Here is a 20,918-nt window from a genome sequence, read left to right on the forward strand (position 1 = left end):
TAGATGTATACTGACATGGTACGGTGAATTATCATGCGGTGAAAGCGCAAAGCGTGCTGGCTTGTTGCACGGCTGATCTGTAAAAGCAGTCGCAATGTCGCAATGTGTGCCGCGCACCTGGCCGGGCCCGCCTTTTTTACACTTTCTGCACGAGCCTCTGATTATGTCAGGGTGCCTTTTACAGGTGATGCAGTGGCACGATCTCCAGACACCCGCTCACGGGACCGCTCACAGGACAGAGTTGGCCGTAAGAGTGCCTCCAGCAAGACCAGCGCCAGCTGGCTGAAGGAGCACTTTGATGACCGCTTTGTGAAGCAGAGCTGGCAGGAAGGGTATCGCAGCCGCGCCAGCTACAAGCTGTCTGCGCTGGACGATAAGGACAAGTTGTTTCGCCCCGGCATGACAGTTATCGACCTGGGGGCGGCACCCGGCGGCTGGAGCCAGGTAGCGGCGGAGCGCGTGGGTGATGAAGGTGTGGTCATCGCTTCCGATATCCTGGAAATGGACAGCCTGGCAGGGGTTAGCTTTGTTCAGGGCGATTTCACCGAGCAGGCGGTGCTTGATGTAATTCTTGCCCAACTGGAAAATCGTCCGGTTGACCTTGTTATGTCGGACATGGCCCCCAATATGAGTGGTATGGCGGCTATCGATCAGCCTCAGTCCATGTATCTTGTTGAGTTGGCGCTTGACCTGGCTCAGCAAACGTTACGCCCGGGAGGCAGCTTTCTGGCCAAGGTATTCCAGGGAGAAGGGTTTGATGTGTATCTGAAATCACTGCGCGACGGCTTTTCGCGCGTGGTGACCCGCAAGCCAGAGGCATCCCGGGCGCGTTCGCGCGAGGTCTATCTGCTGGCTCAGGGCTTTAAGGGGTAGGTGCTTAAAGGGTAGCATTCACCATTTACAGCGTACTCACAGGTTGGTTGAACGCTCACAGCTGATGTAGTGTCAAACGTTCACAAGCGTTTAGCCAACAGATTTATGCGATTCATGCAATGAGGGTAGTTCTTTGAACGACATGGCGAAGAACCTGATTCTGTGGTTGGTCATCGCGGCAGTGCTGCTGACGGTGTTCAACAACTTCAATGTTGAAAGCACGCCTCAGTCGATGAACTATTCCCAGTTCGTCCAGCAGGTGCAGAGCGACAGGGTCAAGAGCGTCACCATTGATGGCTATACCATCAGCGGCGAGCGCAATGACGGGACAAGCTTCCAGACCATCCGCCCGGCGGCCCAGGATCCCAAGCTAATGGATGACCTGCTGGCTAACGATGTCACGGTCATCGGCAAGAAGCCCGAGCAGCAGAGCCTGTGGACGCGGCTGCTGATTGCTAGCTTCCCGATTCTGCTGATTCTCGGCATCTTCATGTTTTTCATGCGTCAGATGCAGGGCGGCGGCGGTGGCAAGGGCGGGCCGATGAGCTTCGGCAAGTCCAAGGCCAAGCTGCTGTCCCAGGATCAGATCAAAACGACGTTCGCCGACGTGGCCGGCTGTGATGAGGCCAAGGAAGAAGTTGAGGAGCTGGTCGACTTCCTGCGCGACCCCAGCAAGTTCCAGCGCTTGGGTGGAACGATTCCGCGTGGCGTATTGATGGTCGGTCCTCCGGGTACCGGTAAAACATTGCTGGCCAAGTCGATTGCCGGCGAAGCTAAGGTGCCGTTCTTCTCGATTTCCGGTTCCGATTTCGTCGAGATGTTCGTCGGTGTCGGTGCTTCTCGAGTGCGTGACATGTTCGAGCAGGCCAAGAAGCAGGCGCCTTGTATCATTTTCATTGATGAGATTGATGCAGTGGGCCGCTCGCGCGGTACCGGCATGGGCGGCGGCAACGACGAGCGTGAGCAAACCCTGAACCAGCTGCTGGTGGAGATGGACGGTTTTGAGGCCAACGAAGGCGTTATCGTGATCGCTGCCACCAACCGTCCCGACGTACTGGACCCAGCACTGCTGCGCCCGGGGCGCTTTGATCGCCAGGTCGTTGTGGGTCTGCCGGATATCCGTGGCCGTGAACACATCCTTAATGTACACCTGCGCAAGGTGCCGTTAGCCGACGACGTCAAGCCGGCGTTGATCGCTCGCGGTACTCCAGGCTTCTCCGGTGCCGACCTGGCCAACCTGGTCAATGAAGCTGCGCTGTTTGCCGCACGTGGCAACAAGCGTCTGGTCGGCATGGAAGAGCTGGAGCTAGCCAAGGACAAGATCATGATGGGCGCAGAGCGCAAGTCCATGGTCATGACCGACAAAGACAAGCTGAATACTGCCTATCACGAGTCCGGGCACGCCATCATTGGTCTAGTGATGCCGGAGCATGACCCGGTGTATAAAGTCAGCATCATTCCGCGCGGGCGGGCGCTGGGCGTCACTATGTTCCTGCCGGAAGAGGATCGCTACAGTCTGTCGCGCCAGCAGATTCTCAGCCAGATCTGTTCGCTGTTCGGCGGCCGCATTGCCGAAGAGATGACGCTGGGGCCCAACGGTGTTACCACTGGTGCATCCAACGACATCAAGCGCGCCACCGAGCTTGCCCACAATATGGTGGCCAAGTGGGGTTTGTCCGAGGCCATGGGCCCGATCATGTACGACGAGGACGAGTCGCATCAGTTCCTCGGCGGCCCTGGCCAGGGCGGCAAGATGAACTCCGGTGAGACAACGTCGCGGATTGATAAAGAAGTCCGCAAGATTATCGACGAGTGCTATGCTCAGGCCGAGAAAATCCTCGAGGAAAACCGTGACAAACTGGATGCCATGGCTGAAGCACTGATGCTGTATGAAACCATCGATGCAGATCAGCTGAAGGACATCATGGAAGGCCGCACGCCACGTCCGCCCAAGGACTGGGAGGATGGCAAGCCCGGTGCCGGTGGTGGTACGCCCGTCACGGATGAAGACACCAGCAAAAGTGAAGGTGCTGCGCCGGATACAAGCGATGACGGCGAGCCAGGTGAGGAAGATGACCGTCCGTCGCGGCGACCATCAGACCCTCTGGGTGGGCCGGCAGGCAGCTGACCACAGAGAAAGATACGCGGGCGCCCCTTGTGGGCGCTCTTGCCGTGATGAGAATCAGGTTCTTCGCCACGTCAACCGGGCGCTCGGATAGGTGATGCAAACAACGACCCTCCTGGAATGCGGCAGCCGCCGCCTTGATCTCAGCTTTCCGCGAGTCATGGGAATACTCAATGTGACGCCAGATTCTTTTTCTGATGGCGGTTACCACCTGGATATCGGTGAAGCCGTGCGTCATGCCGAGCAAATGTTGACTCAGGGTGCGGCGGTCATCGACGTGGGCGGTGAGTCCACGCGACCGGGTGCCGAGCCGGTCTCTGTCCAGCAGGAATTGGACCGCGTCATACCCGTGATTGAGCGGCTGATACAAGAGCTCGATGCGCTAGTCTCGGTGGATACCAGCACCCCTGAGGTGATGCAGGAAGCTGCCTGCGCAGGTGCGGGCATGATCAACGACGTGCGTGGGTTGCGCCGTGAGGGCGCGCTTCAGGCCGCCATTGCGGCAAAGGTGCCGGTGTGTCTGATGCACATGCTGGGCGAGCCCGGTGACATGCAGGATGCGCCGCATTATGACGGGGCCGTGGAAGAGCAAGTTGCTGCTTTTCTCGAGCGCCGCATGGCCGAATGCGAAGCAGCCGGACTAGGCCGTGACCGGGTGATTCTCGACCCCGGGTTCGGTTTTGCCAAGACCGTGGAGCACAACCTGCGGCTGCTTGATCGGCTGGCAGATATTGAGCGCCTTGGGCGTCCGCTGCTGGTGGGGATGTCGCGCAAGAGCATGATAGGTAAGACCTTGGGGCGGTCGGTGGAAGAGCGTCTGCCTGGCGGCCTGGCGCTGGCCGTGATGGCAGTGGAGCGCGGCGCCAGGCTGGTCAGGGTGCACGACGTGCAAGCTCATGTAGATGCAGTCGGCATGGCATGGGCCGTGCTGGAAGAAGGGTCACGGAAATGACAAGACGCTATTTCGGAACGGATGGCATTCGCGGCACTGTAGGGGAAAGCCCTATTACTGTCGACTTCATGCTCAAGCTGGGCTGGGCCACTGGCCGGGTGTTGGCGAGGAAAGAAGGTCGGACACGGGTGCTGATCGGAAAAGATACGCGCATTTCCGGTTATATGTTCGAATCCGCGCTGGAGGCAGGGCTGTCTGCTGCTGGCGTTGATGTCATCCTGCTTGGCCCGATGCCCACGCCGGGCATTGCGTACCTGACGCGCACGTTCCGTGCCGATGCCGGCATTGTCATATCAGCGTCGCATAACCCGTTTGAAGATAACGGCATCAAGTTCTTTTCAGCCAAGGGCGCCAAGCTGGCCGATGATGTGGAAGCACGCATCGAAGCGATGATCGACGAGCCGCTGACCACTGTTGTGCCCTCGGCGCTGGGTAAAGCCCGCCGCATTGACGATGCCGATGGCCGATACATTGAGTACTGCAAGTCCACCATTCCTGACCGAGTCAGTCTGCATGGGCTGCGCATGGTGATTGACTGTGCCCACGGTGCCACCTACCACATTGCACCCAGCGTGCTGCAGGAACTAGGCGCCGAGGTCAGCGTGATTGGTGCCTCGCCCAACGGACTGAACATCAACGATAAAGTGGGCTCGACGCATCCTGAAGCGCTGCGTGAGGCGGTGCTTGAGCAGAGCGCCGACCTGGGTATCGCTTTCGATGGCGACGGCGACCGCGTGCTGATGGTCGATGCCGGAGGTCGCTTGATCGACGGTGACGACATGCTTTACCTGATTGCCCGCGACCGCCATACCCGGGGCGAGCTGGGTGGTGGTGTCGTAGGTACGGTGATGAGTAACTTCGGGTTGGCGGTTGCGCTTGAGAAGCTTGGCATCCCCTTCGAGCGGGCCAAGGTTGGCGATCGTCATGTCATAGAGCGTTTGGTGGCTAACGGTTGGCAGCTGGGTGGAGAATCGTCGGGTCATATCGTCTGTGGACACATCCAGACTACCGGTGATGGTATTGTCTCGGCGCTCCAGGTGCTGGCTATCATGGTTCGCGAAGAGCGCTCGCTGGCTGATCTGCTGGGTGATCTCGAAAAGGCACCGCAGACCTTAGTCAATGTGCGTTTGACGCCAGGTACCAGTGCGAAGGAGCTCGTCGCCTCACCAGAAATTAGCCGGGCAGTTACCGAGCTTGAAGAAGAGCTCGGCAATGAAGGGCGGGTACTGCTGCGTGCTTCGGGTACCGAGCCGTTGATCCGGGTCATGGTGGAAGGGCGCTCGCACCTTGACGTGGAGGGCCTGGCGCATCGTCTGGCCAGCAAGGTAGAGACACTGCTTGCGTGAGTCAGCTGGTTGTCTTGAGGAAGCAGCTCCTATACCATTTCGCACCACTCTGGAGGAGGTCTGATGGCCAAGCCACTGATTGCGGGTAACTGGAAGATGCATGGCTCCCTGGCGCTGATCGAGGAATTCGGTCGCGCTTTCGCCACGGTTGAGTTACCTGCAGAGGTTGAGGTGGCGCTGATAGTGCCTTTTCCTTATCTGGCTCAGGCTGCACAGAAGCTTGCTTCTGTCGGAGTGTGTGTTGGTGCCCAGACCCTCAGCGATCAGCCGTCTGGCGCACTGACCGGCGAAGTCAGCGGTGACATGTTGCGTGAGTTGGGTGCGCGTATGGTGCTGGTCGGCCATTCTGAGCGCCGCAGTCTGTTCCATGAAGATGACCAGGCTGTGCTGGGTCGGATTCGTGCAGCGCTTGCAGTCGGCCTGACGCCGATACTGTGCCTGGGTGAAACCCTGGAGCAGCGCGATGATGATCGTACCGAGGCCGTTGTTCTGGGCCAGCTTGAAGCGGTTTTTGATGCGCTTGATGTGGATGAGCGTACTCGGCTGGTGGTTGCCTATGAGCCGGTGTGGGCCATTGGCACGGGGCGAACAGCAACGCCGGAGCAAGCACAGGCCGTTCATTCGGCTATTCGCCAGCGGCTGGTGGGCTATAGCAGTGCCTTGGGCGAAAATACGCAGATTCTATACGGCGGCAGCATGAAGGCGGCAAATGCCGCTGATCTGTTGGCTCAGCCGGATATCGACGGTGGCCTGGTGGGAGGAGCTTCTCTCCAGGTTGACGATTTTTTAGCCATTTGTCAGTCAGCAGGTTAATTCATGCAAGCTGTTATTCTCATGATCCATGTGGCGATTGCCATCGCTCTGGTTGCTTTGATCTTGGTACAGCAGGGCAAAGGCGCCGATGCAGGCGCATCCTTTGGTGGCGGTGCCTCCCAGACAGTGTTCGGCTCGCGCGGCAGCGGCAGCTTCCTGGCCAAGCTGACCGGGATGTTGACCGTACTCTTTTTTGTCACCTCGCTGGGCCTGGCCTATCTGGCTTCCCAGGCCAACGAGCAGCCAGAGTTAGGTATTCCCGCGGCAGAGCTGATCGAGCAGCAGAATCAGCTGCCAACGCTTGACGATCGGTCATCCAGTGTGGATAATGCAGCGCCAGAGCTGGAGGAAAGCGGTAATTAAAACGCAGGATTCAGCGACCCCGATGCCGAAGTGGTGGAATTGGTAGACACGCTATCTTGAGGGGGTAGTGACCGTAAGGTCGTGCGGGTTCAAGTCCCGCCTTCGGCACCATTTTATTGCTAGCGTAAAGCGTTCGCTGGGGTAAAAAAGAAAAGTTATACGGCGGTGAATAAGTCTTGACGTTTATAGTGGTCAGGCGTAACATAACCGACCTAGATTGATGCGGGGTGGAGCAGTCTGGTAGCTCGTCGGGCTCATAACCCGAAGGTCATCGGTTCAAATCCGGTCCCCGCTACCATCTTCCAGGCGGCATGTATATTCAAGCATGTCAGTTGCCGAAGTGGTATACAGGTTTCTTGTAAAAGCCCCTTCCTGTGAAGGGGCTTTTTGTTAGCAGGCAGCACGCCAGGCAGTGAGATTGGCGATACTGTATCGGCAATACCCTCAGCCACCTGACTTTCCTGTTTACTCCCGGCCAGGTGCCTGATGCAACGGCTGTAGGAGCTCTCTTCGTGACAATCAAGGATGCAGCACTGCACGCGCTGGTCGAACCGGTGGTTGATGCCATGGGATTCGAGCTGTGGGGTGTTGATTATATCTCTCAGGGTAAACACTCGCGCCTGTTGATCTATATCGATCAGGAGAGCGGAGTGAGTGTGGACGACTGCGCCGATGTCAGCCGTCAGGTCAGTGCGGTGCTTGATGTCGAAGACCCGATTGCTGGGGAATATCGGCTCGAAGTTTCATCGCCTGGTATGGATCGCCCCCTGTTTACCCTTGACCAGTTCGAGCGTTATGCCGGGCATGTGGTGTCGGTAAAGCTGCGGGTGGCCTTTGATGGCAGGCGCAAGTTTCAGGGGCTGTTGGCCGGTGTTGAAGCAGATGAAGTGCTGCTGCAAGTTGACGGCGAAGAGTACTGTTTCCCTGTTGAAATCATTGAACAGGCGCGGGTCGTCCCGCAATTCGACAGTTGAGTTCATGCACGGGTTGGTTTACTGGCGAGGCTAAAGCATGAGTAAAGAAATTCTAGCGGTCGTCGAAGTGATCTCCAATGAGCGAGGGGTTTCTCGCGAGGTGATTTTCGAGGCCGTCGAAGCGGCGCTGGCCAGTGCGTCACGTAAGCGTTTCGAGGGTGAAGAAGCGAGCGTGCGCGTACACATTGACCGCCGCAGTGGCGAGTACGAAACCTTTCGCCGCTGGGAGGTGGTGGAAGATGATGACTTTGACGGCCCCGATGCCCAGATTAAGCTGAGTTTTGCCGAGCGCCGTGATCCGCCGTTGGGTCTTGGCGACGTGGTCGAAGAGCAGATCGAGAACGAGGCCTTCGGCCGCATTGCTGCGCAAACGGCCAAGCAGGTCATCGTGCAGAAAGTGCGTGAAGCTGAGCGGGCTGAAGTGGTACGTCTGTATACCGATCGTGAAGGCGAGCTGGTGGCGGGTATTGTCAAGAAGACCACGCGTGACGGCCTGATCATCGACCTTGGCGATAATGCTGAAGCTTTTTTGCCGCGCAGCGAGATGATTCCCGGCGAGCGTTATCGCATGAACGAGCGGGTGCGTGCCCTGCTGACCCAGGTGGATCCTGAGTCGCGTGGCGCCCAGCTGCTGCTGTCGCGCACTTGTCCGGAACTGATTGTCGAGCTGTTCAAGCTTGAAGTGCCGGAAATTGCCGAGCAGCTGATTGAGATCAAGGGCGCGGCGCGGGATCCGGGCTCGCGTGCCAAGATCGCGGTCAAGACCAATGATCGCCGCATTGACCCGGTGGGTGCCTGTGTCGGCATGCGCGGGTCGCGTGTTCAGGCGGTATCCAACGAGCTGCAGAATGAACGCGTGGATATTGTGCTGTGGGATGACAACCCGGCCCAGTTGGTAATTAACGCCATGGCACCCGCAGACGTCGGATCGATTCTTGTCGATGAAGACGCCCATGCCATGGATGTTGCTGTAGCTGAGGATAATCTGGCCCAGGCGATTGGTCGCAGCGGTCAGAACGTACGTCTGGCTTCTGAACTCACCGGTTGGCGCTTGAACGTGATGAGCGAGACCGAAGCAGAGGCCAAGCGTGACGAGGAAGAAGATACGCTGGTCGAACATTTTATCCAGCATCTTGATATCGAAGATGATCTGGCCCGCCTGTTGGTTGAGGAGGGCTTTACCTCACTAGAGGAGATTGCCTACGTGCCGGTTGAAGAGATGTTGGAAATCGAAGAGCTCGACGAAGAGCTCATCGAAGCGCTGCGTGCTCGTGCAAAAGACGAGCTGCTCAATCTGGCGATTGCTTCCGAGGAAGCAATCGATGGTGCCCAGCCGGCAGACGACCTGCTGAACATGGACGGCATGGAGCGCGAACTGGCCTACCTGCTGGCCAGTCGAGGCATCGTTACCATGGAACACCTTGCCGAGCAGTCCGTCGATGATCTGATAGATATCGAAGAGCTTGATGAAGAGCGCGCAGCAGCATTGATCATGACTGCCCGTGCACCATGGTTCGAAAGCGAACAATGAAACGGGTCACGGGCTGAGGAGGGTCGTAATGTCAGAAATGACCGTTAAGGATTTAGCAGAGAAGGTGCGCCGTGAAGTGCCCCGCCTGCTTGAACAGATGAAAGATGCAGGGCTTGAGCACAAAGACGAAAGCGATGTGGTGTCTGAAGAAGACAAGCGCACGTTGCTTGAGCACTTGACCAAAAGTCACGGTGGTGGCGCAGGCGCAGGGCGTAATCGTATCACCCTGACGCGCAATACGCGCAGCCGGATCAAGACCGGCGAGCGTGGCAAAAGCATTGAAGTGCAGGTGCGCAAAAAACGCACTTACGTGAAGCGTGAAGAAACCCCGGCCCAGGAAGCCGCGCCTGAAGAAAGCGGGCCGCGTCAGCTGGTTGGCGACATGGCTGATACGCAGCAGGCAGAGGAAAAGCAGCGTAAGGCCGAGCAGGCTCGGGCCGCTGAAGAAGCAAAGCAGCGTGCTGAAGAGCAGGCCGCGAAAGCCGCGAAAGCCGCCGAGCAGAAAGCACCTGCCAAGACGGCGAGTGCTGACACGATAGTGCCGGACGTGCCGCTGCCTGTTGACCTGACGCCTTCTCCGGATGATGCTCCGGCACCGCCCAAGGAGGGTCGTGGTGAAGCGCGTCGTGCGCCAGCTAAAAAGGCAACTGGCAAGAACACTAGAAGGGAGCGCGAGGATGATCGCGGCGATCGCGAAGAGCGGCGTCGTGGCGGTCGCAAGGCCAAGCGTAGCGAACGGCGTGGCAGCCGTCGTGGTGGCACCCAGGCCAGCGGCGGCAAGCACGGCTTTCAGAAGCCGACCCAGCCGATCGTGCGTGAGGTGTCTATCCCTGAATCGATCAGCGTGGCCGATCTTGCCGACAAGATGTCGATCAAGGCCAATGAGGTCATCAAGGCGATGTTCACCATGGGTGCTGCGGTGACCATCAACCAGACTATTGACCAGGAAACTGCGGCCATTGTAGTCGAGGAGATGGGTCATACACCGAAGCTGGTCAAGGACGACGCACTGGAAACCGAAGTGCTGGACATCTCCTATGAGGGCGAGCTGATTTCCCGCTCGCCGGTTGTCACGGTGATGGGCCACGTTGACCACGGTAAGACCTCGCTGCTCGACTATATCCGTCGCGCAAAGGTCGCTACTGGTGAAGCCGGTGGCATTACCCAGCACATCGGTGCCTACCATGTTGAAGATGGCAAGGGCGGCGCAACATTCCTTGACACCCCCGGTCACGCGGCCTTTACCGCGATGCGTGCACGCGGTGCCAAGGCCACCGACGTGGTGGTGCTGGTCGTTGCTGCTGATGATGGCGTCATGCCCCAGACCATTGAGGGTATCGAGCATTCGCGTGCTGCCGGCGTTCCGTTGGTCGTGGCGGTCAACAAGATTGACAAGCCAACGGCGGACCCCGACCGCGTCAAGAACGAGCTCTCCCAGCACGGTGTCATCTCGGAAGAGTGGGGTGGCGATACCCAGTTCGTACACGTATCAGCCAAGACCGGTGAAGGCATCGATGATTTGATCGAGGCGATCCAGCTGGTGTCAGAAGTGCTTGAGCTGACCGCGGTGCCATCGGCGCCCGGCAAGGGCGTGGTGATCGAGTCGCGTCTGGACAGAGGGCGCGGACCGGTAGCTACGGTGCTGGTGCAGAACGGTACGCTCAGGAAAGGCGATATCGTGCTTGCGGGTTTGCACTATGGCCGCGTGCGCGCACTGACCAATGAGCTCGGCCAGCAGGTTGATGAAGTTGGCCCCGCAATGCCAGTGGAAATCCAGGGTCTGGGCGGAACGCCTGAGGCAGGTGATGACTTCATGGTCGTCGCCGATGACAAGAAAGCCCGCGAGGTAGCTAACTTCCGTCAAGGTAAGTACCGCGAAGTACGCCTGGCGCGTCAGCAGAAGGCCAAGCTGGAGAACATGTTCAGCCAGATGGGCCAGGACGTTGCCGCCAAGCTCAACATCGTGCTTAAGGCCGATGTGCAGGGCTCGCTGGAAGCGATCAAGGGCGCGCTGGAAGAGATGTCCACCGACGAAGTCGAGGTCGCGGTAGTGTCTTCGGGCGTGGGCGGTATCACTGGCACCGACGCCAACTTGGCGCTGGCCTCTGAGGCTATCGTTGTTGGTTTCAACGTGCGTGCTGATGCCTCTGCCCGCGAGATCATTGAACGTGAAGGCTTGGATTTGCGCTACTACAGCGTCATCTATCACATGGTCGATGAGGTCAAGCAGGCCATGAGCGGCATGCTCGAGCCAGAGTGGAAGGAGGAGATCGTCGGCATAGCTGAGGTTCGTGATGTCTTCCGTGCGCCAAAAATTGGTGCAGTGGCTGGCTGTATGGTGGTCGAAGGCACTGTTTATCGTCACAAGAAGATCCGCGTATTGCGCGACAACGTGGTGATCTATGAAGGTGAGCTGGAGTCGCTGCGGCGCTTCAAGGACGATGTCAACGAAGTGCGTAACGGCATGGAGTGCGGCATCGGCGTGAAGAATTACAACGACGTCCAGGTTGGCGACAAGATCGAAGTCTTCGATCAGATCAAAGTCGAACGGACGCTCTAGTCGCGAGGCCAGTGTAATGCGCGAGTTCAAGCGTACCGACCGGGTAGCCGACCAGCTCCAGAAGGAGCTGGCGGTACTCATTCAGCGTGAGATCAAGGATCCGCGTCTGGGCATGGTGACCGTCAGTGGTGTTGAGGTCAGTCGTGATCTCGGCTATGCCGATGTGCATGTGACTCTGCTTGGTGATACTGATGCGGAGCGCGTCAAGGAAAACCTGGGTGTGCTCAAGCGCGCTGCCGGTTTCCTGCGTAGCAAGGTGGCTCAACGAGTTAAGCTGCGTCATGTGCCGGAGCTGCGTTTTCATTTTGATGAGAGCGTCGTGCGGGGCCAGCGTTTGTCGTCATTGATTGATGAGGCTGTGGCCGAAGATCGCACGCGCCATGTCAGCGATGACACAAGCGCAGACGGCTCGGATACGGATAGCGAGAACAGCTAGTGGCACGTCGGCGTCGCGGTTTGCCGGTCAACGGCGTGTTGTTGCTTGACAAGCCACAGGGCGCCTCAAGCAATCATGCCTTGCAGCGGGCTCGTCGCCTGTTTCAGGCTCAGAAAGCCGGTCATACCGGCACTCTGGACCCTATGGCGACAGGCTTGCTGCCGGTGTGTTTCGGTGAAGCCACTAAGTTTTCAAGCTGGTTGCTTGATGCTGACAAGGTGTATCGCGCCCGGGTTGAGTTGGGTGTGGCCACCGATAGCGGTGATGCCGAGGGCGAGGTGACCGTACGCTGTGCGGTGCCTGAGCTCAGTACTGTGGCGCTTGAGCAGGTGCTTGAATGTTTCATCGGTGAGATCGAACAGGTTCCGCCGATGTATTCAGCGCTCAAGCATCAGGGACGCAAGCTCTACGAGCTGGCGCGTGAAGGCAAGACAGTAGCACGTGCAGCCCGGCGAGTGACGGTGTATGATGCCCGCCTGCTTGGGTTTGACGGCACGGCCTTTGAACTTGAAGTGCGGGTCAGCAAAGGCACCTATATTCGTACCTTGGCCGAAGATATCGGTAAAGCCATCGGCTGTGGTGCGCATATCAGCCAGCTGCGCCGGTTACAGGTCGGGCCTTTTTCGGCACACGGCATGTTGACGCCTGAGGCGCTGGAGGCCTTGCCGGACCAGCAGGCTCGCGAAAACGTTCTGCTGCCAGTAGACATACTGGTTGCCGATGTGCCGCGACTGAATGTGGATACACGGGCAGCACGCAGCCTGCGCTATGGTCAGAGCGCGAATGTTGATACGGACAACCTGGTGCCCGATGAGGTGGCAAGGTTGTATTGCGACGAGGCCTTCATGGGCCTTGGCGTGGTGTCAGCGGTCGGGGAGATCGCCCCGCGCCGCCTGTTGAGTACTGCCGATGAGGCAAGCTTGACGTAACCGTTCTCTGAACGGGCATGAAGACTGCAAATATGCGTGGTCTTCTACATTCACTATCTAGCATATTGCTATTGGAGAGACAGATGGCACTTACTGCCGAACAGAAGTCAGAAATCGTCAACGAGTTTGGTCGTGGCGATAACGACACCGGATCACCCGAAGTCCAGGTGGCCCTGCTGAGCGCCAACATCGACGGCCTGCAGAGCCATTTCAAGACCAACAAGCATGACCACCACTCGCGTCGTGGCCTGATCCGCATGGTCAACCAGCGTCGCAAGCTGCTTGATTATCTGCACCGTAAAGACTTCGAACGCTATCAGTCGCTGATCCAGCGCCTGGGTCTGCGTCGCTAAGGTAGGCTGTAAACGGTAGTAGAGGCGGCGGCATCGCCGTGCATACCGCAGGATGCAAAAACGGGTGGCCCTTTGGGGCTGCCCGTTTTGCGTTGCATGTATTGAAAAACCGCTAATGGTGGCCGCCGGGCGCGTCAAGCACTAAAATGGTCGCCGAGTCAAAATGATCCCAAATGAATCGCAAACGTCGAAGGAAGTTGCCGTGAATCCGGTCAAGAAATCATTCCAGTATGGTCGCAGCACCGTCACCCTGGAAACTGGGCGTATTGCCCGCCAGGCCTCTGGTGCAGTGATGGTCACCATGGACGATACCGTGGTGCTGTGCACCGTGGTAGCAAGAAAGGAAGCCAACCCGTCGCAGCCTTTCTTCCCTCTCTCTGTCCACTACCAGGAAAAGACCTACGCGGTCGGCAAGATTCCTGGCGGTTTCTTCAAGCGCGAAGGGCGGCCCACCGAAAAGGAAACCCTGACGTCAAGGCTGATCGACCGCCCGATCCGCCCGTTGTTTCCCAACGGCTTCATGAACGAAGTGCAGGTGGTGTGCACCGTTCTGTCAGCTGATCGCGACCAGGATCCGGACATCGCAGCCTTGCTTGGTACCTCCGCTGCCCTGGCCATTTCCGGCGTGCCGTTTAACGGTCCTATTGGTGCAGCGCGGGTCGGTTTCGACGAAGATCGCGGTTATTACCTCAACCCCAGTGTTGAGGACCTAGCGACCTCAGAGCTGAACATGGTGGTGGCAGGCACCGAAAAAGCCGTGTTGATGGTTGAGTCTGAAGCCCAGGAGCTGCTTGAAGACGAAATGCTGGGCGCTGTGCTGTATGGTCACCAGGAAATGCAAACGGCCATTACAGCCATCAATGAGTTGGTCGCCGAGGCGGGCAAGCCGCGCTGGGAGTGGCAGGCTCCAGCAGAGAACGCCGCACTCAAACAGGCGGTGGCCGAGGCCTTTGAAGCCAAGGTTGGCGACGCCTATCGGGTAACCGACAAGATGGCGCGCCAGGACGCGCTGTCCGCGCTCAAGGATGCCGCCGTCGCCCAGTTGGCCGGTGACGCTGAGGGCCAGTTTGCTGCCGATGAGGTAAAGAGCGCCTTCGCTGGCCTTGAGAAGCGCGTGGTGCGCTCGCGTGTGGTCAAGGGAGAGCCGCGTATTGACGGCCGCGACCATAAGACCGTGCGTCCTCTGGATATCGAGATCGGTAGCCTGCCAAAGACCCACGGCTCAGCGATCTTCACCCGTGGCGAAACACAGGCCATCGTGGTGGCAACGCTAGGCACCCTGCGCGACTCCCAGCTGATCGAATCGTTGGAAGGTGAGCGCAAGGACCGTTTCATGTTGCACTACAACTTCCCCCCTTACAGCGTGGGCGAAGCAGGTTTCATGGGTGGTCCCAAGCGTCGTGAGATCGGTCATGGTCGCCTGGCGCGTCGTGGCATCCAGGCCATGCTGCCCAACGACGAAGACTTCCCCTACACCATCCGTGTGGTATCCGAGATCACCGAGTCCAATGGCTCTAGCTCGATGGCCTCGGTGTGTGGTGCGTCGCTGGCACTGATGGACGCCGGTGTGCCGCTGAAGGCACCGGTAGCCGGTATCGCCATGGGGCTGGTCAAAGACGACGACGGCTTTGCCGTACTGACCGATATCCTGGGTGACGAAGACCATCTGGGCGACATGGACTTCAAGGTTGCGGGTTCTGCTGAAGGTGTGACCGCGCTGCAGATGGACATCAAGATCGAAGGCATCGACGAGCCGATCATGGAGCAGGCCTTGCAGCAAGCGCATGCAGCACGTCTGCATATTCTTGAGAAGATGAATACGGTGATCAGCCAGAGTCGTGAGGAGGTGTCTGATAACGCGCCCTCCATGGCCACCATCAAGATTGATCCCGACAAGATCCGCGATGTCATCGGCAAGGGTGGCGCCACCATTCGCAAGATCTGTGAAGACACCGGCGCATCCATTGATCTGGACGACGACGGCACCGTGCGCATCTATGCCGAAGACAAGGCGGCAGCGAAAAAAGCCATCGATACCGTTCTTGAGATCACTGCCGAGGCGGAAATTGGCAAGCTGTATCGCGGCAAGGTGGTGCGTATCGCCGACTTCGGTGCTTTCATTAACATCATGCCTGGCACCGATGGTCTGGTACACATTTCCCAGATTGTGCCGGAGCGGGTCAACGATGTGCGCGACTTCCTCAATGAGGGTGATGAGCCGGTCGTCAAGGTACTCGACATCGACAACCGCAATCGGGTCAAGCTCACCATCAAGGAAATGACCGAAGAAGAGAAGGCTGCCTTCGAAGCTGAAGAGGCCGCTACGGAGCAGTAAGTCGCAAGCGACAAGCCGTAACAGGAATAGCCCCCGCAGTCAGAGACTGCGGGGGCTATTATTTCAGTTACTTCCTGCTTCAGGCGCTTCCCACTGGTGCCGTAGCGCGGCTTATAGAGGCTTAGCGCTCGATGGCCAGCGCCACGCCCTGCCCGCCACCGATACACAGCGTTGCGAGGCCTTTCTTGGCATCACGGGCAATCATCTCGTGCACTAGGGTGACAAGGATACGACAGCCGGAGGCACCGATGGGGTGTCCGATAGCAATGGCACCGCCGTTGACGTTGATTTTCGACGCGTCCCAACCAAGCTCCTTGTTGACTGACAATGCCTGGGCAGCAAACGCCTCATTGGCCTCGATCAGATCCAGGTCGTCGATGCTCCAACCGGCTTTCTCCAGGCACAGACGAGTCGCCGGTGCCGGGCCGATACCCATGATGGCAGGGTCAACGCCAGCGTTGGAGTAGGCCTTGATACGAGCCAGCGGCTCAAGCCCCAGCTCCTTAGCCTTCTCGGCAGAGCACAGCATGACGATGGCTGCACCATCATTGATGGATGACGCGTTGCCGGCAGTAACAGTACCGTCTTTTTTGAATGCTGGACGCATGCCAGCCAGCTTCTCGGCGGTTACGTCACGCGGACCTTCGTCGGTGTCGAAGACCACCGGATCGCCTTTACGCTGGGGAATCTCGATGGGAACGATCTGGCCCTTGAACTTGCCTTCCTTGATGGCAGCAGAGGCTTTTTGCTGCGAGGCAGCGGCAAACTCGTCCATCTCTTCACGGGTGATGCTGTATTTCTCTGCCAGGTTCTCGGCAGTGATACCCATGTGATAGTTATTGAACGCATCCCACAGACCGTCATGCACCATGGAGTCGACAGCCTTCCAGTCGCCCATGCGTTGTCCGGTGCGCGAGTTAGGCAGCACGTGCGGTGACATCGACATGTTTTCCTGGCCACCGGCCAGAATGATCTCGGCATCGCCACAGCGAATCGCCTGGGTGGCCAGATGTAGCGCTTTTAGCCCCGAGCCGCAGACCTTGTTGATGGTCATGGCTGGCACGCCGTCCGGCAGGCCAGCCTTGATAACGGCCTGACGGGCAGGGTTCTGTCCGACACCCGCTGTCAGTACCTGGCCGAGTAATACTTCGTCAATCTGATCGCCGGCAACGCCGGTGGTTGAAAGAATGTCCTTGATCACACTGGCGCCCAGATCGCTGGCAGGAACACTAGCCAGTGAGCCGCCAAAGGCGCCTACGGCGGTCCGACGAGCAGCAACAATCACCACATCTCGCATAAGAAATACTCCTGAGGTTCACGGACTGAATTTCACAAACTGAGATTTACGGCCTTTCGCTCTGTCCAGCATAGGGGAGGGCTGTATGCTGCGGCAATCCCCAACGGGTAATCAAGTATAGGTCAGTCTGCACACATGAGTATTACGCCTTGGGCTATGTCAGCGACTAGCATCAGCATTCTGCGCAGGACGTGTCAGACTGGCTACCAGGCGATCCGTTAGGCCAACTGCACCGGAATGGCATTGCTGGTGTGGCTGACCACGTTGCCTTCCTGCAAATAGACCAGCGCTGGTGCGTGGGACTCAAGCTCTGCCAGGGTGTACTGGCAATAGCTGCAGATGATTACCCGCTGGCCTGCCTCGGCCAAATGGGCAGCAGCGCCGTTGACCGAAATGATTTTTGAGCCTTCCTCACCGCGAATGGCGTAGGTGGTGAAGCGCTGGCCATTTTCGACGTTGTAGATCTGTATCTGCTCGTTTTCGCGTATTCCGGCCATGTCCAGCAGCTCTCCGTCGATGGCGCAAGAGCCTTCGTAGTTGAGTACGGAATGGGTAACCCGGGCCATATGCAGCTTGGCTTTTAGCATGGTGGTCAGCACGGTCTGCAGTTCTCCAGTATCGGTTGACGTGTGGTGGTGATGTCCAGGTCTGCTCAGTGACTATTCTGGCAAGGTAGTGTCAGTACAAGGTTATCGATCAGGCGAGTGTTGCCGAGGTGCGCTGCAACCAACAGCACGGCCTCGCGGCTTTCGGCTCGTAGTGGTGTCAGGTCGGCTGCTCGCAGCTCCAGATAGTCAGGCACAAAGCCGCTGTCAACAAGCTGCTTCAGACCATTGTCCAGCACCTCTGTCGGAGGCTGGCCGGCCAGCAGGGCGCTGCGCAGTTCGTTCAGGATGGCCTGCAGACGGGGCGCACGCTGGCGCTCTTCCTCGCTGAGATAGCTGTTGCGAGATGATAGCGCCAGGCCGTCTGCTGCGCGCGCAATGGGCACGCCGATGATCTCAACGGGCAGGTGCAGGTCAGCCACCAGACGACGGATTACGGCCAGCTGTTGATAGTCCTTTTCACCAAAGCATGCTAGCTGGGGCTGCACCAAGTTAAACAGCATGGTGACAACGGTAGCAACGCCATCGAAATGGCCGGGACGTGAACCACCGCAGAGACCTATGCTGACCTCGGGCACGGTGATCCGGGTTTGGGCTTTCAGGCCGCGCGGGTAGATGTCCGCGGTATCTGGCGTGAATAGCAGGTCACAGTCTGCCTCGGCTAGGCGCGCCTGATCGTCTGCCAGAGTGCGTGGGTAGGTATCCAGATCTTCGTTGGGACCAAATTGCATCGGGTTGACGAAGATCGTTACCACAACGAAATCTGCCCGCCGGCGAGCCTCATGGACCAGCGACAGATGACCGTCGTGAAGGTTGCCCATGGTTGGCACCACAGCAATTCGCTGGCCGCGCTGGCGGACAGCATCGAGAGCTTGCCGCAGCGCGGTAATGTCTTGAACTCTTTGCATCAGAAGCCATGCTCGGGCGCGGGAAAGCGACGCTCTTTGACATCTGTGTGGTAGCGGCGGAGGGCATCATGAATGTCGTCAGCCTCGGCCATGAAATTCTTGACGAAGCGCGGCTTCACTCCGTTGGAAACGCCAAGGATGTCATGCATGACCAGAATCTGGCCGTCAGTGCCTGGGCCTGCACCAATGCCGATGACCGGCACATCAAGGGCTTCTGCCACTGCCTGGCCAAGCTCGGTGGGCACGCACTCCAGCAGAATGATCGAAGCGCCAGCGTCAACCAGCGTGTGGGCATCCTCAAGGATCTGTCTGGCTTGCTCGGTACCACGTCCTTGCACCTTATAGCCGCCCAACTGATAGACCGTCTGGGGTGTCAGGCCAAGGTGTGCGCAGACGGGGATGCCACGCCGCGTCAGTTCACGGATGCCGTCGGCCATCCAAGCCTCACCCTCTACCTTGATCATGTGCGCACCGGCACGCATCAGCACGGCTGCGTCTTTCAGCATGTGCTCGGTGGTGGCGTTGCTCATGAAGGGCAGATCAGCCATCAACAGGCTGCGCTGGTTGCCGCGGGCCACGCAGTGGGTGTGGTAACGAACGTCTTCCAGGGTTACCGGTAGGGTGCTGGAGTGGCCTTGAAGCACCATGCCGAGTGAGTCGCCAACCAGCAGTACTTCTATGCCTGCCGCACTGGCAGCGTGGGCAAAGCTGGCGTCGTAGGCGGTCAGGCAACTGAAGGTTTCACCGGCGCGCTTGTAGGCTTGCAGCGTGCTCAGGGTGACGGTTTTCATGATTGTCTCTCATTGTATGTTCGGGTCGCCGAGGGTTGCTGGCCCTCGATGGGTAGGTCAATTGTTACCTGATGTTCACAGTGGTGTCGATAGGTGGTACCAACTGGAGGCTTATGTGTCTTTTGGTAACATTCTTTGCAAGTCACTGGTATCAAGTATAGCCAGCAGCTCATCAATACGCTGACCGTCCGGTAGACGCAAGTCGGGGGCAAGCTCAGTCAGTGGTACCAGTACGAAACCACGTTGATGCATCTGCGTATGTGGCACAGTCAGGCGGTGGGTTGACAGGCTGAGGTCATCAAACAGCAGCAGGTCCAGATCCAGGGTGCGCGGCCCCCAGTGACGCTGGCGAACCCTACCGTGTTGCTGCTCCAGCGCTTGCAGTTGATCAAGTAGCGCCAGTGGCGAGAGTCGCGTCTCAAGTTGCGCTACGGCGTTGACGAAGTCGGGCTGATCAGCAGGTCCTACTGGGCGGCTCCGGTAGCGCGATGACTGCTGTCGGCAGTGGGTCAGCGGCAACCGGTCAAGCTCTCGGAAAGCCCGCTCGATATGTTCGTGCGGTCTGTCAATATTGCTGCCCAGACCGACCCAGGCAAGGGAAAGTTTCATTGTTCCGGACTGGTGCGTCGCGGCTTGCGTCGGCGTGGGCGACGTTTGCGCGGAGAGGCTGGTGCGTTCGGGTCAGCGTCCACCTTGGCCATCAGGCGCTGTTGCTCATGCTCATCAGCTTCCTGGAAGGCGGTCCACCAGTCTCCAAGCCCCGGTGTGAGCTCATTGGCTGCTTCACGGATCAGTAGAAAATCGTAGGCAGCACGAAAGCGCGGGTGCTCACGGATCTGGATGACGCGTTTTCCGCGACGCTGGGGCAGGCGCAGCTGCAGGTCCCAGATATCACGCATCGGCATGCTGAAACGCTTGGGAATCGAGACGTGTTCAAGCTGGCGCTGAATGACTTCTTGGGCAGCGGCGTGCTGTGCCGGAATCGGCGGCAAACCATCTTGCTCCTGCTGTTGGCGCTGGAGATGGACAGGGCCCCAGAGCAGTGCTGCAAACAGGAAGGCCGGTGTTACCGGACGTTCCTGTTGGATACGCTGATCGGTGCTAGCCAGCGCCTTTTCGATTACTGTTTCGGCCCATGGCAGTTCTGCCATGGCTTCATCGGCCCCCGGAAACAGCATGGCGAAGAGCCCATAGTGGCGCAGCAGGCGGAAAGTCGCCAGACCGTGGCCGCTCATGAACAGCTTGAGGCATTCGTCGAACAGACGCGCCGGTGGTATCTGCAGCAGAAGCGGTGCCAGTTCGTGAAGCGGTGCCTCGGTTTCGGGTGCCAGCTGGAAATCAAGCTTGGCAGCAAAGCGAACGGCGCGCAGCATGCGAACCGGGTCTTCCCGATAGCGTGTTTCCGGGTCGCCGATCAGGCGCAGGGTGCGCTCATTGATATCGGTGACCCCATTGGCGAAGTCGTGAATCGAATAGTCGGCAATGTTGTAGTACAGCGCATTGATGGTGAAGTCACGGCGCAGGGCATCCTGCTCGATGTTGCCCCAGACGTTATCGCGCAGCAGCATGCCGTTATCGGCCTGTTGGGCGATATGGTTGGCATGGTCATCGTTTGGCTTGCCGCGGAAGGTGGTGACCTCGATCACCTCGCGGCCGAAGCGTACGTGAACGATGCGAAAACGCCGCCCGATAGTGCGCGAGTTGCGGAACAGGTCGCGCACCTGCTC

General features: G+C 58.5%; 19 protein-coding genes and 2 tRNA genes. 15 read left to right on the forward strand and 6 right to left on the reverse strand.

The window, feature by feature from the left end:
* Positions 1-192: 192 nt before the first annotated feature.
* From rlmE to pnp, 15 genes are all read left to right on the forward strand, one after another.
* Positions 193-873 (forward strand): 23S rRNA (uridine(2552)-2'-O)-methyltransferase RlmE, encoded by a 681-nt coding sequence (gene rlmE / locus ACTH3D_RS01570; RefSeq protein WP_441664561.1) that lies wholly within the window; start codon positions 193-195, stop codon positions 871-873.
* Positions 874-1,006: 133 nt separating this feature from the next.
* Positions 1,007-3,001 carry an ATP-dependent zinc metalloprotease FtsH gene (gene ftsH, locus ACTH3D_RS01575; protein ID WP_441664563.1) on the forward strand — a complete coding sequence of 665 codons (1,995 nt, stop codon included), beginning with the start codon at positions 1,007-1,009 and terminating at the stop codon, positions 2,999-3,001.
* A 94-nt stretch (positions 3,002-3,095) separates the two neighbouring features.
* A complete protein-coding gene (gene folP / locus ACTH3D_RS01580) occupies positions 3,096-3,950 on the forward strand; it encodes a dihydropteroate synthase (protein ID WP_441664565.1) in 855 nt (284 codons plus the stop codon).
* Positions 3,947-5,296 (forward strand): phosphoglucosamine mutase, encoded by a 1,350-nt coding sequence (gene glmM / locus ACTH3D_RS01585; RefSeq protein ID WP_441664567.1) that lies wholly within the window; start codon positions 3,947-3,949, stop codon positions 5,294-5,296. The genes folP and glmM overlap by 4 nt, the downstream gene beginning before the upstream one ends.
* Positions 5,297-5,359: 63 nt before the next feature.
* Entirely contained in the window at positions 5,360-6,109 is a 750-nt protein-coding gene (tpiA, locus tag ACTH3D_RS01590) for a triose-phosphate isomerase (RefSeq protein ID WP_441664569.1), read from the forward strand.
* Positions 6,110-6,112: 3 nt separating this feature from the next.
* On the forward strand, positions 6,113-6,472 hold the full coding sequence (gene secG / locus ACTH3D_RS01595) for a preprotein translocase subunit SecG (RefSeq protein WP_441664571.1): 360 nt from the start codon (positions 6,113-6,115) through the stop codon (positions 6,470-6,472).
* Between the two features lie 24 nt (positions 6,473-6,496).
* Positions 6,497-6,583, forward strand: a tRNA-Leu gene (locus ACTH3D_RS01600).
* Between the two features lie 110 nt (positions 6,584-6,693).
* A tRNA-Met gene (locus ACTH3D_RS01605) sits at positions 6,694-6,770 on the forward strand.
* Positions 6,771-6,984: 214 nt separating this feature from the next.
* Entirely contained in the window at positions 6,985-7,446 is a 462-nt protein-coding gene (rimP, locus tag ACTH3D_RS01610) for a ribosome maturation factor RimP (protein ID WP_441664573.1), read from the forward strand.
* A gap of 37 nt (positions 7,447-7,483) precedes the next feature.
* The gene (nusA, locus tag ACTH3D_RS01615) at positions 7,484-8,977 is read left to right on the forward strand and encodes a transcription termination factor NusA (RefSeq protein ID WP_441664575.1); all 1,494 of its coding nucleotides are present in this window, start codon (positions 7,484-7,486) and stop codon (positions 8,975-8,977) included.
* 28 nt (positions 8,978-9,005) lie between these two features.
* The gene (gene infB, locus ACTH3D_RS01620; RefSeq protein ID WP_441664577.1) at positions 9,006-11,537 is read left to right on the forward strand and encodes a translation initiation factor IF-2; all 2,532 of its coding nucleotides are present in this window, start codon (positions 9,006-9,008) and stop codon (positions 11,535-11,537) included.
* Between the two features lie 16 nt (positions 11,538-11,553).
* Positions 11,554-11,973, forward strand: a complete 420-nt coding sequence (gene rbfA, locus ACTH3D_RS01625; RefSeq protein WP_441664579.1) for a 30S ribosome-binding factor RbfA — start codon at positions 11,554-11,556, stop codon at positions 11,971-11,973.
* Positions 11,973-12,902, forward strand: a complete 930-nt coding sequence (gene truB, locus ACTH3D_RS01630; protein ID WP_441664581.1) for a tRNA pseudouridine(55) synthase TruB — start codon at positions 11,973-11,975, stop codon at positions 12,900-12,902. Before rbfA ends, truB begins: the two co-directional genes overlap by 1 nt.
* Positions 12,903-12,985: 83 nt before the next feature.
* On the forward strand, positions 12,986-13,255 hold the full coding sequence (gene rpsO, locus ACTH3D_RS01635; protein WP_441664583.1) for a 30S ribosomal protein S15: 270 nt from the start codon (positions 12,986-12,988) through the stop codon (positions 13,253-13,255).
* Positions 13,256-13,457: 202 nt separating this feature from the next.
* Positions 13,458-15,590, forward strand: a complete 2,133-nt coding sequence (gene pnp, locus ACTH3D_RS01640; RefSeq protein ID WP_441664585.1) for a polyribonucleotide nucleotidyltransferase — start codon at positions 13,458-13,460, stop codon at positions 15,588-15,590.
* Between the two features lie 121 nt (positions 15,591-15,711).
* On the opposite strand, the gene ACTH3D_RS01645 is transcribed toward pnp, so the two are convergent.
* From ACTH3D_RS01645 to pcnB, 6 genes are all read right to left on the reverse strand, one after another.
* Complete coding sequence (locus tag ACTH3D_RS01645; RefSeq protein WP_441664587.1) at positions 15,712-16,887, reverse strand: acetyl-CoA C-acetyltransferase; 1,176 nt, start codon at positions 16,885-16,887, stop codon at positions 15,712-15,714.
* Between the two features lie 218 nt (positions 16,888-17,105).
* Positions 17,106-17,486: an aspartate 1-decarboxylase gene (panD, locus tag ACTH3D_RS01650; protein ID WP_441664589.1), complete on the reverse strand. Its 381-nt coding sequence runs from the start codon at positions 17,484-17,486 to the stop codon at positions 17,106-17,108.
* Between the two features lie 53 nt (positions 17,487-17,539).
* Positions 17,540-18,400, reverse strand: a complete 861-nt coding sequence (gene panC / locus ACTH3D_RS01655) for a pantoate--beta-alanine ligase (RefSeq protein ID WP_441664591.1) — start codon at positions 18,398-18,400, stop codon at positions 17,540-17,542.
* Positions 18,400-19,191 carry a 3-methyl-2-oxobutanoate hydroxymethyltransferase gene (panB, locus tag ACTH3D_RS01660; protein ID WP_441664593.1) on the reverse strand — a complete coding sequence of 264 codons (792 nt, stop codon included), beginning with the start codon at positions 19,189-19,191 and terminating at the stop codon, positions 18,400-18,402. Before panB ends, panC begins: the two co-directional genes overlap by 1 nt.
* Before the next feature lie 111 nt (positions 19,192-19,302).
* Complete coding sequence (folK, locus tag ACTH3D_RS01665) at positions 19,303-19,800, reverse strand: 2-amino-4-hydroxy-6-hydroxymethyldihydropteridine diphosphokinase (RefSeq protein WP_441664595.1); 498 nt, start codon at positions 19,798-19,800, stop codon at positions 19,303-19,305.
* Positions 19,797-20,918 (reverse strand): polynucleotide adenylyltransferase PcnB (gene pcnB / locus ACTH3D_RS01670; protein ID WP_441664597.1); only part of this gene is annotated, 1,122 nt, incomplete at its 5' end. The genes pcnB and folK, both read right to left, overlap by 4 nt.

The organism is Halomonas sp. (assembly GCF_052095765.1).
Classification (GTDB): Bacteria; Pseudomonadota; Gammaproteobacteria; order Pseudomonadales; family Halomonadaceae; genus Halomonas.

Excerpts from the sequence above, each read along its gene's own strand:
- ACTH3D_RS01645 (WP_441664587.1), bottom strand. The coding sequence starts at position 16,887 with ATGCGAGATGTGGTGATTGTTGCTGCTCGTCGGACCGCCGTAGGCGCC.
- rpsO (WP_441664583.1), top strand. The coding sequence starts at position 12,986 with ATGGCACTTACTGCCGAACAGAAGTCAGAAATCGTCAACGAGTTTGGT.
- secG (WP_441664571.1), top strand. The coding sequence starts at position 6,113 with ATGCAAGCTGTTATTCTCATGATCCATGTGGCGATTGCCATCGCTCTG.
- panB (WP_441664593.1), bottom strand. The coding sequence starts at position 19,191 with ATGAAAACCGTCACCCTGAGCACGCTGCAAGCCTACAAGCGCGCCGGT.
- folP (WP_441664565.1), top strand. The coding sequence starts at position 3,096 with ATGCAAACAACGACCCTCCTGGAATGCGGCAGCCGCCGCCTTGATCTC.
- nusA (WP_441664575.1), top strand. The coding sequence starts at position 7,484 with ATGAGTAAAGAAATTCTAGCGGTCGTCGAAGTGATCTCCAATGAGCGA.
- rbfA (WP_441664579.1), top strand. The coding sequence starts at position 11,554 with ATGCGCGAGTTCAAGCGTACCGACCGGGTAGCCGACCAGCTCCAGAAG.
- infB (WP_441664577.1), top strand. The coding sequence starts at position 9,006 with ATGTCAGAAATGACCGTTAAGGATTTAGCAGAGAAGGTGCGCCGTGAA.
- panC (WP_441664591.1), bottom strand. The coding sequence starts at position 18,400 with ATGCAAAGAGTTCAAGACATTACCGCGCTGCGGCAAGCTCTCGATGCT.
- glmM (WP_441664567.1), top strand. The coding sequence starts at position 3,947 with ATGACAAGACGCTATTTCGGAACGGATGGCATTCGCGGCACTGTAGGG.
- folK (WP_441664595.1), bottom strand. The coding sequence starts at position 19,800 with ATGAAACTTTCCCTTGCCTGGGTCGGTCTGGGCAGCAATATTGACAGA.
- tpiA (WP_441664569.1), top strand. The coding sequence starts at position 5,360 with ATGGCCAAGCCACTGATTGCGGGTAACTGGAAGATGCATGGCTCCCTG.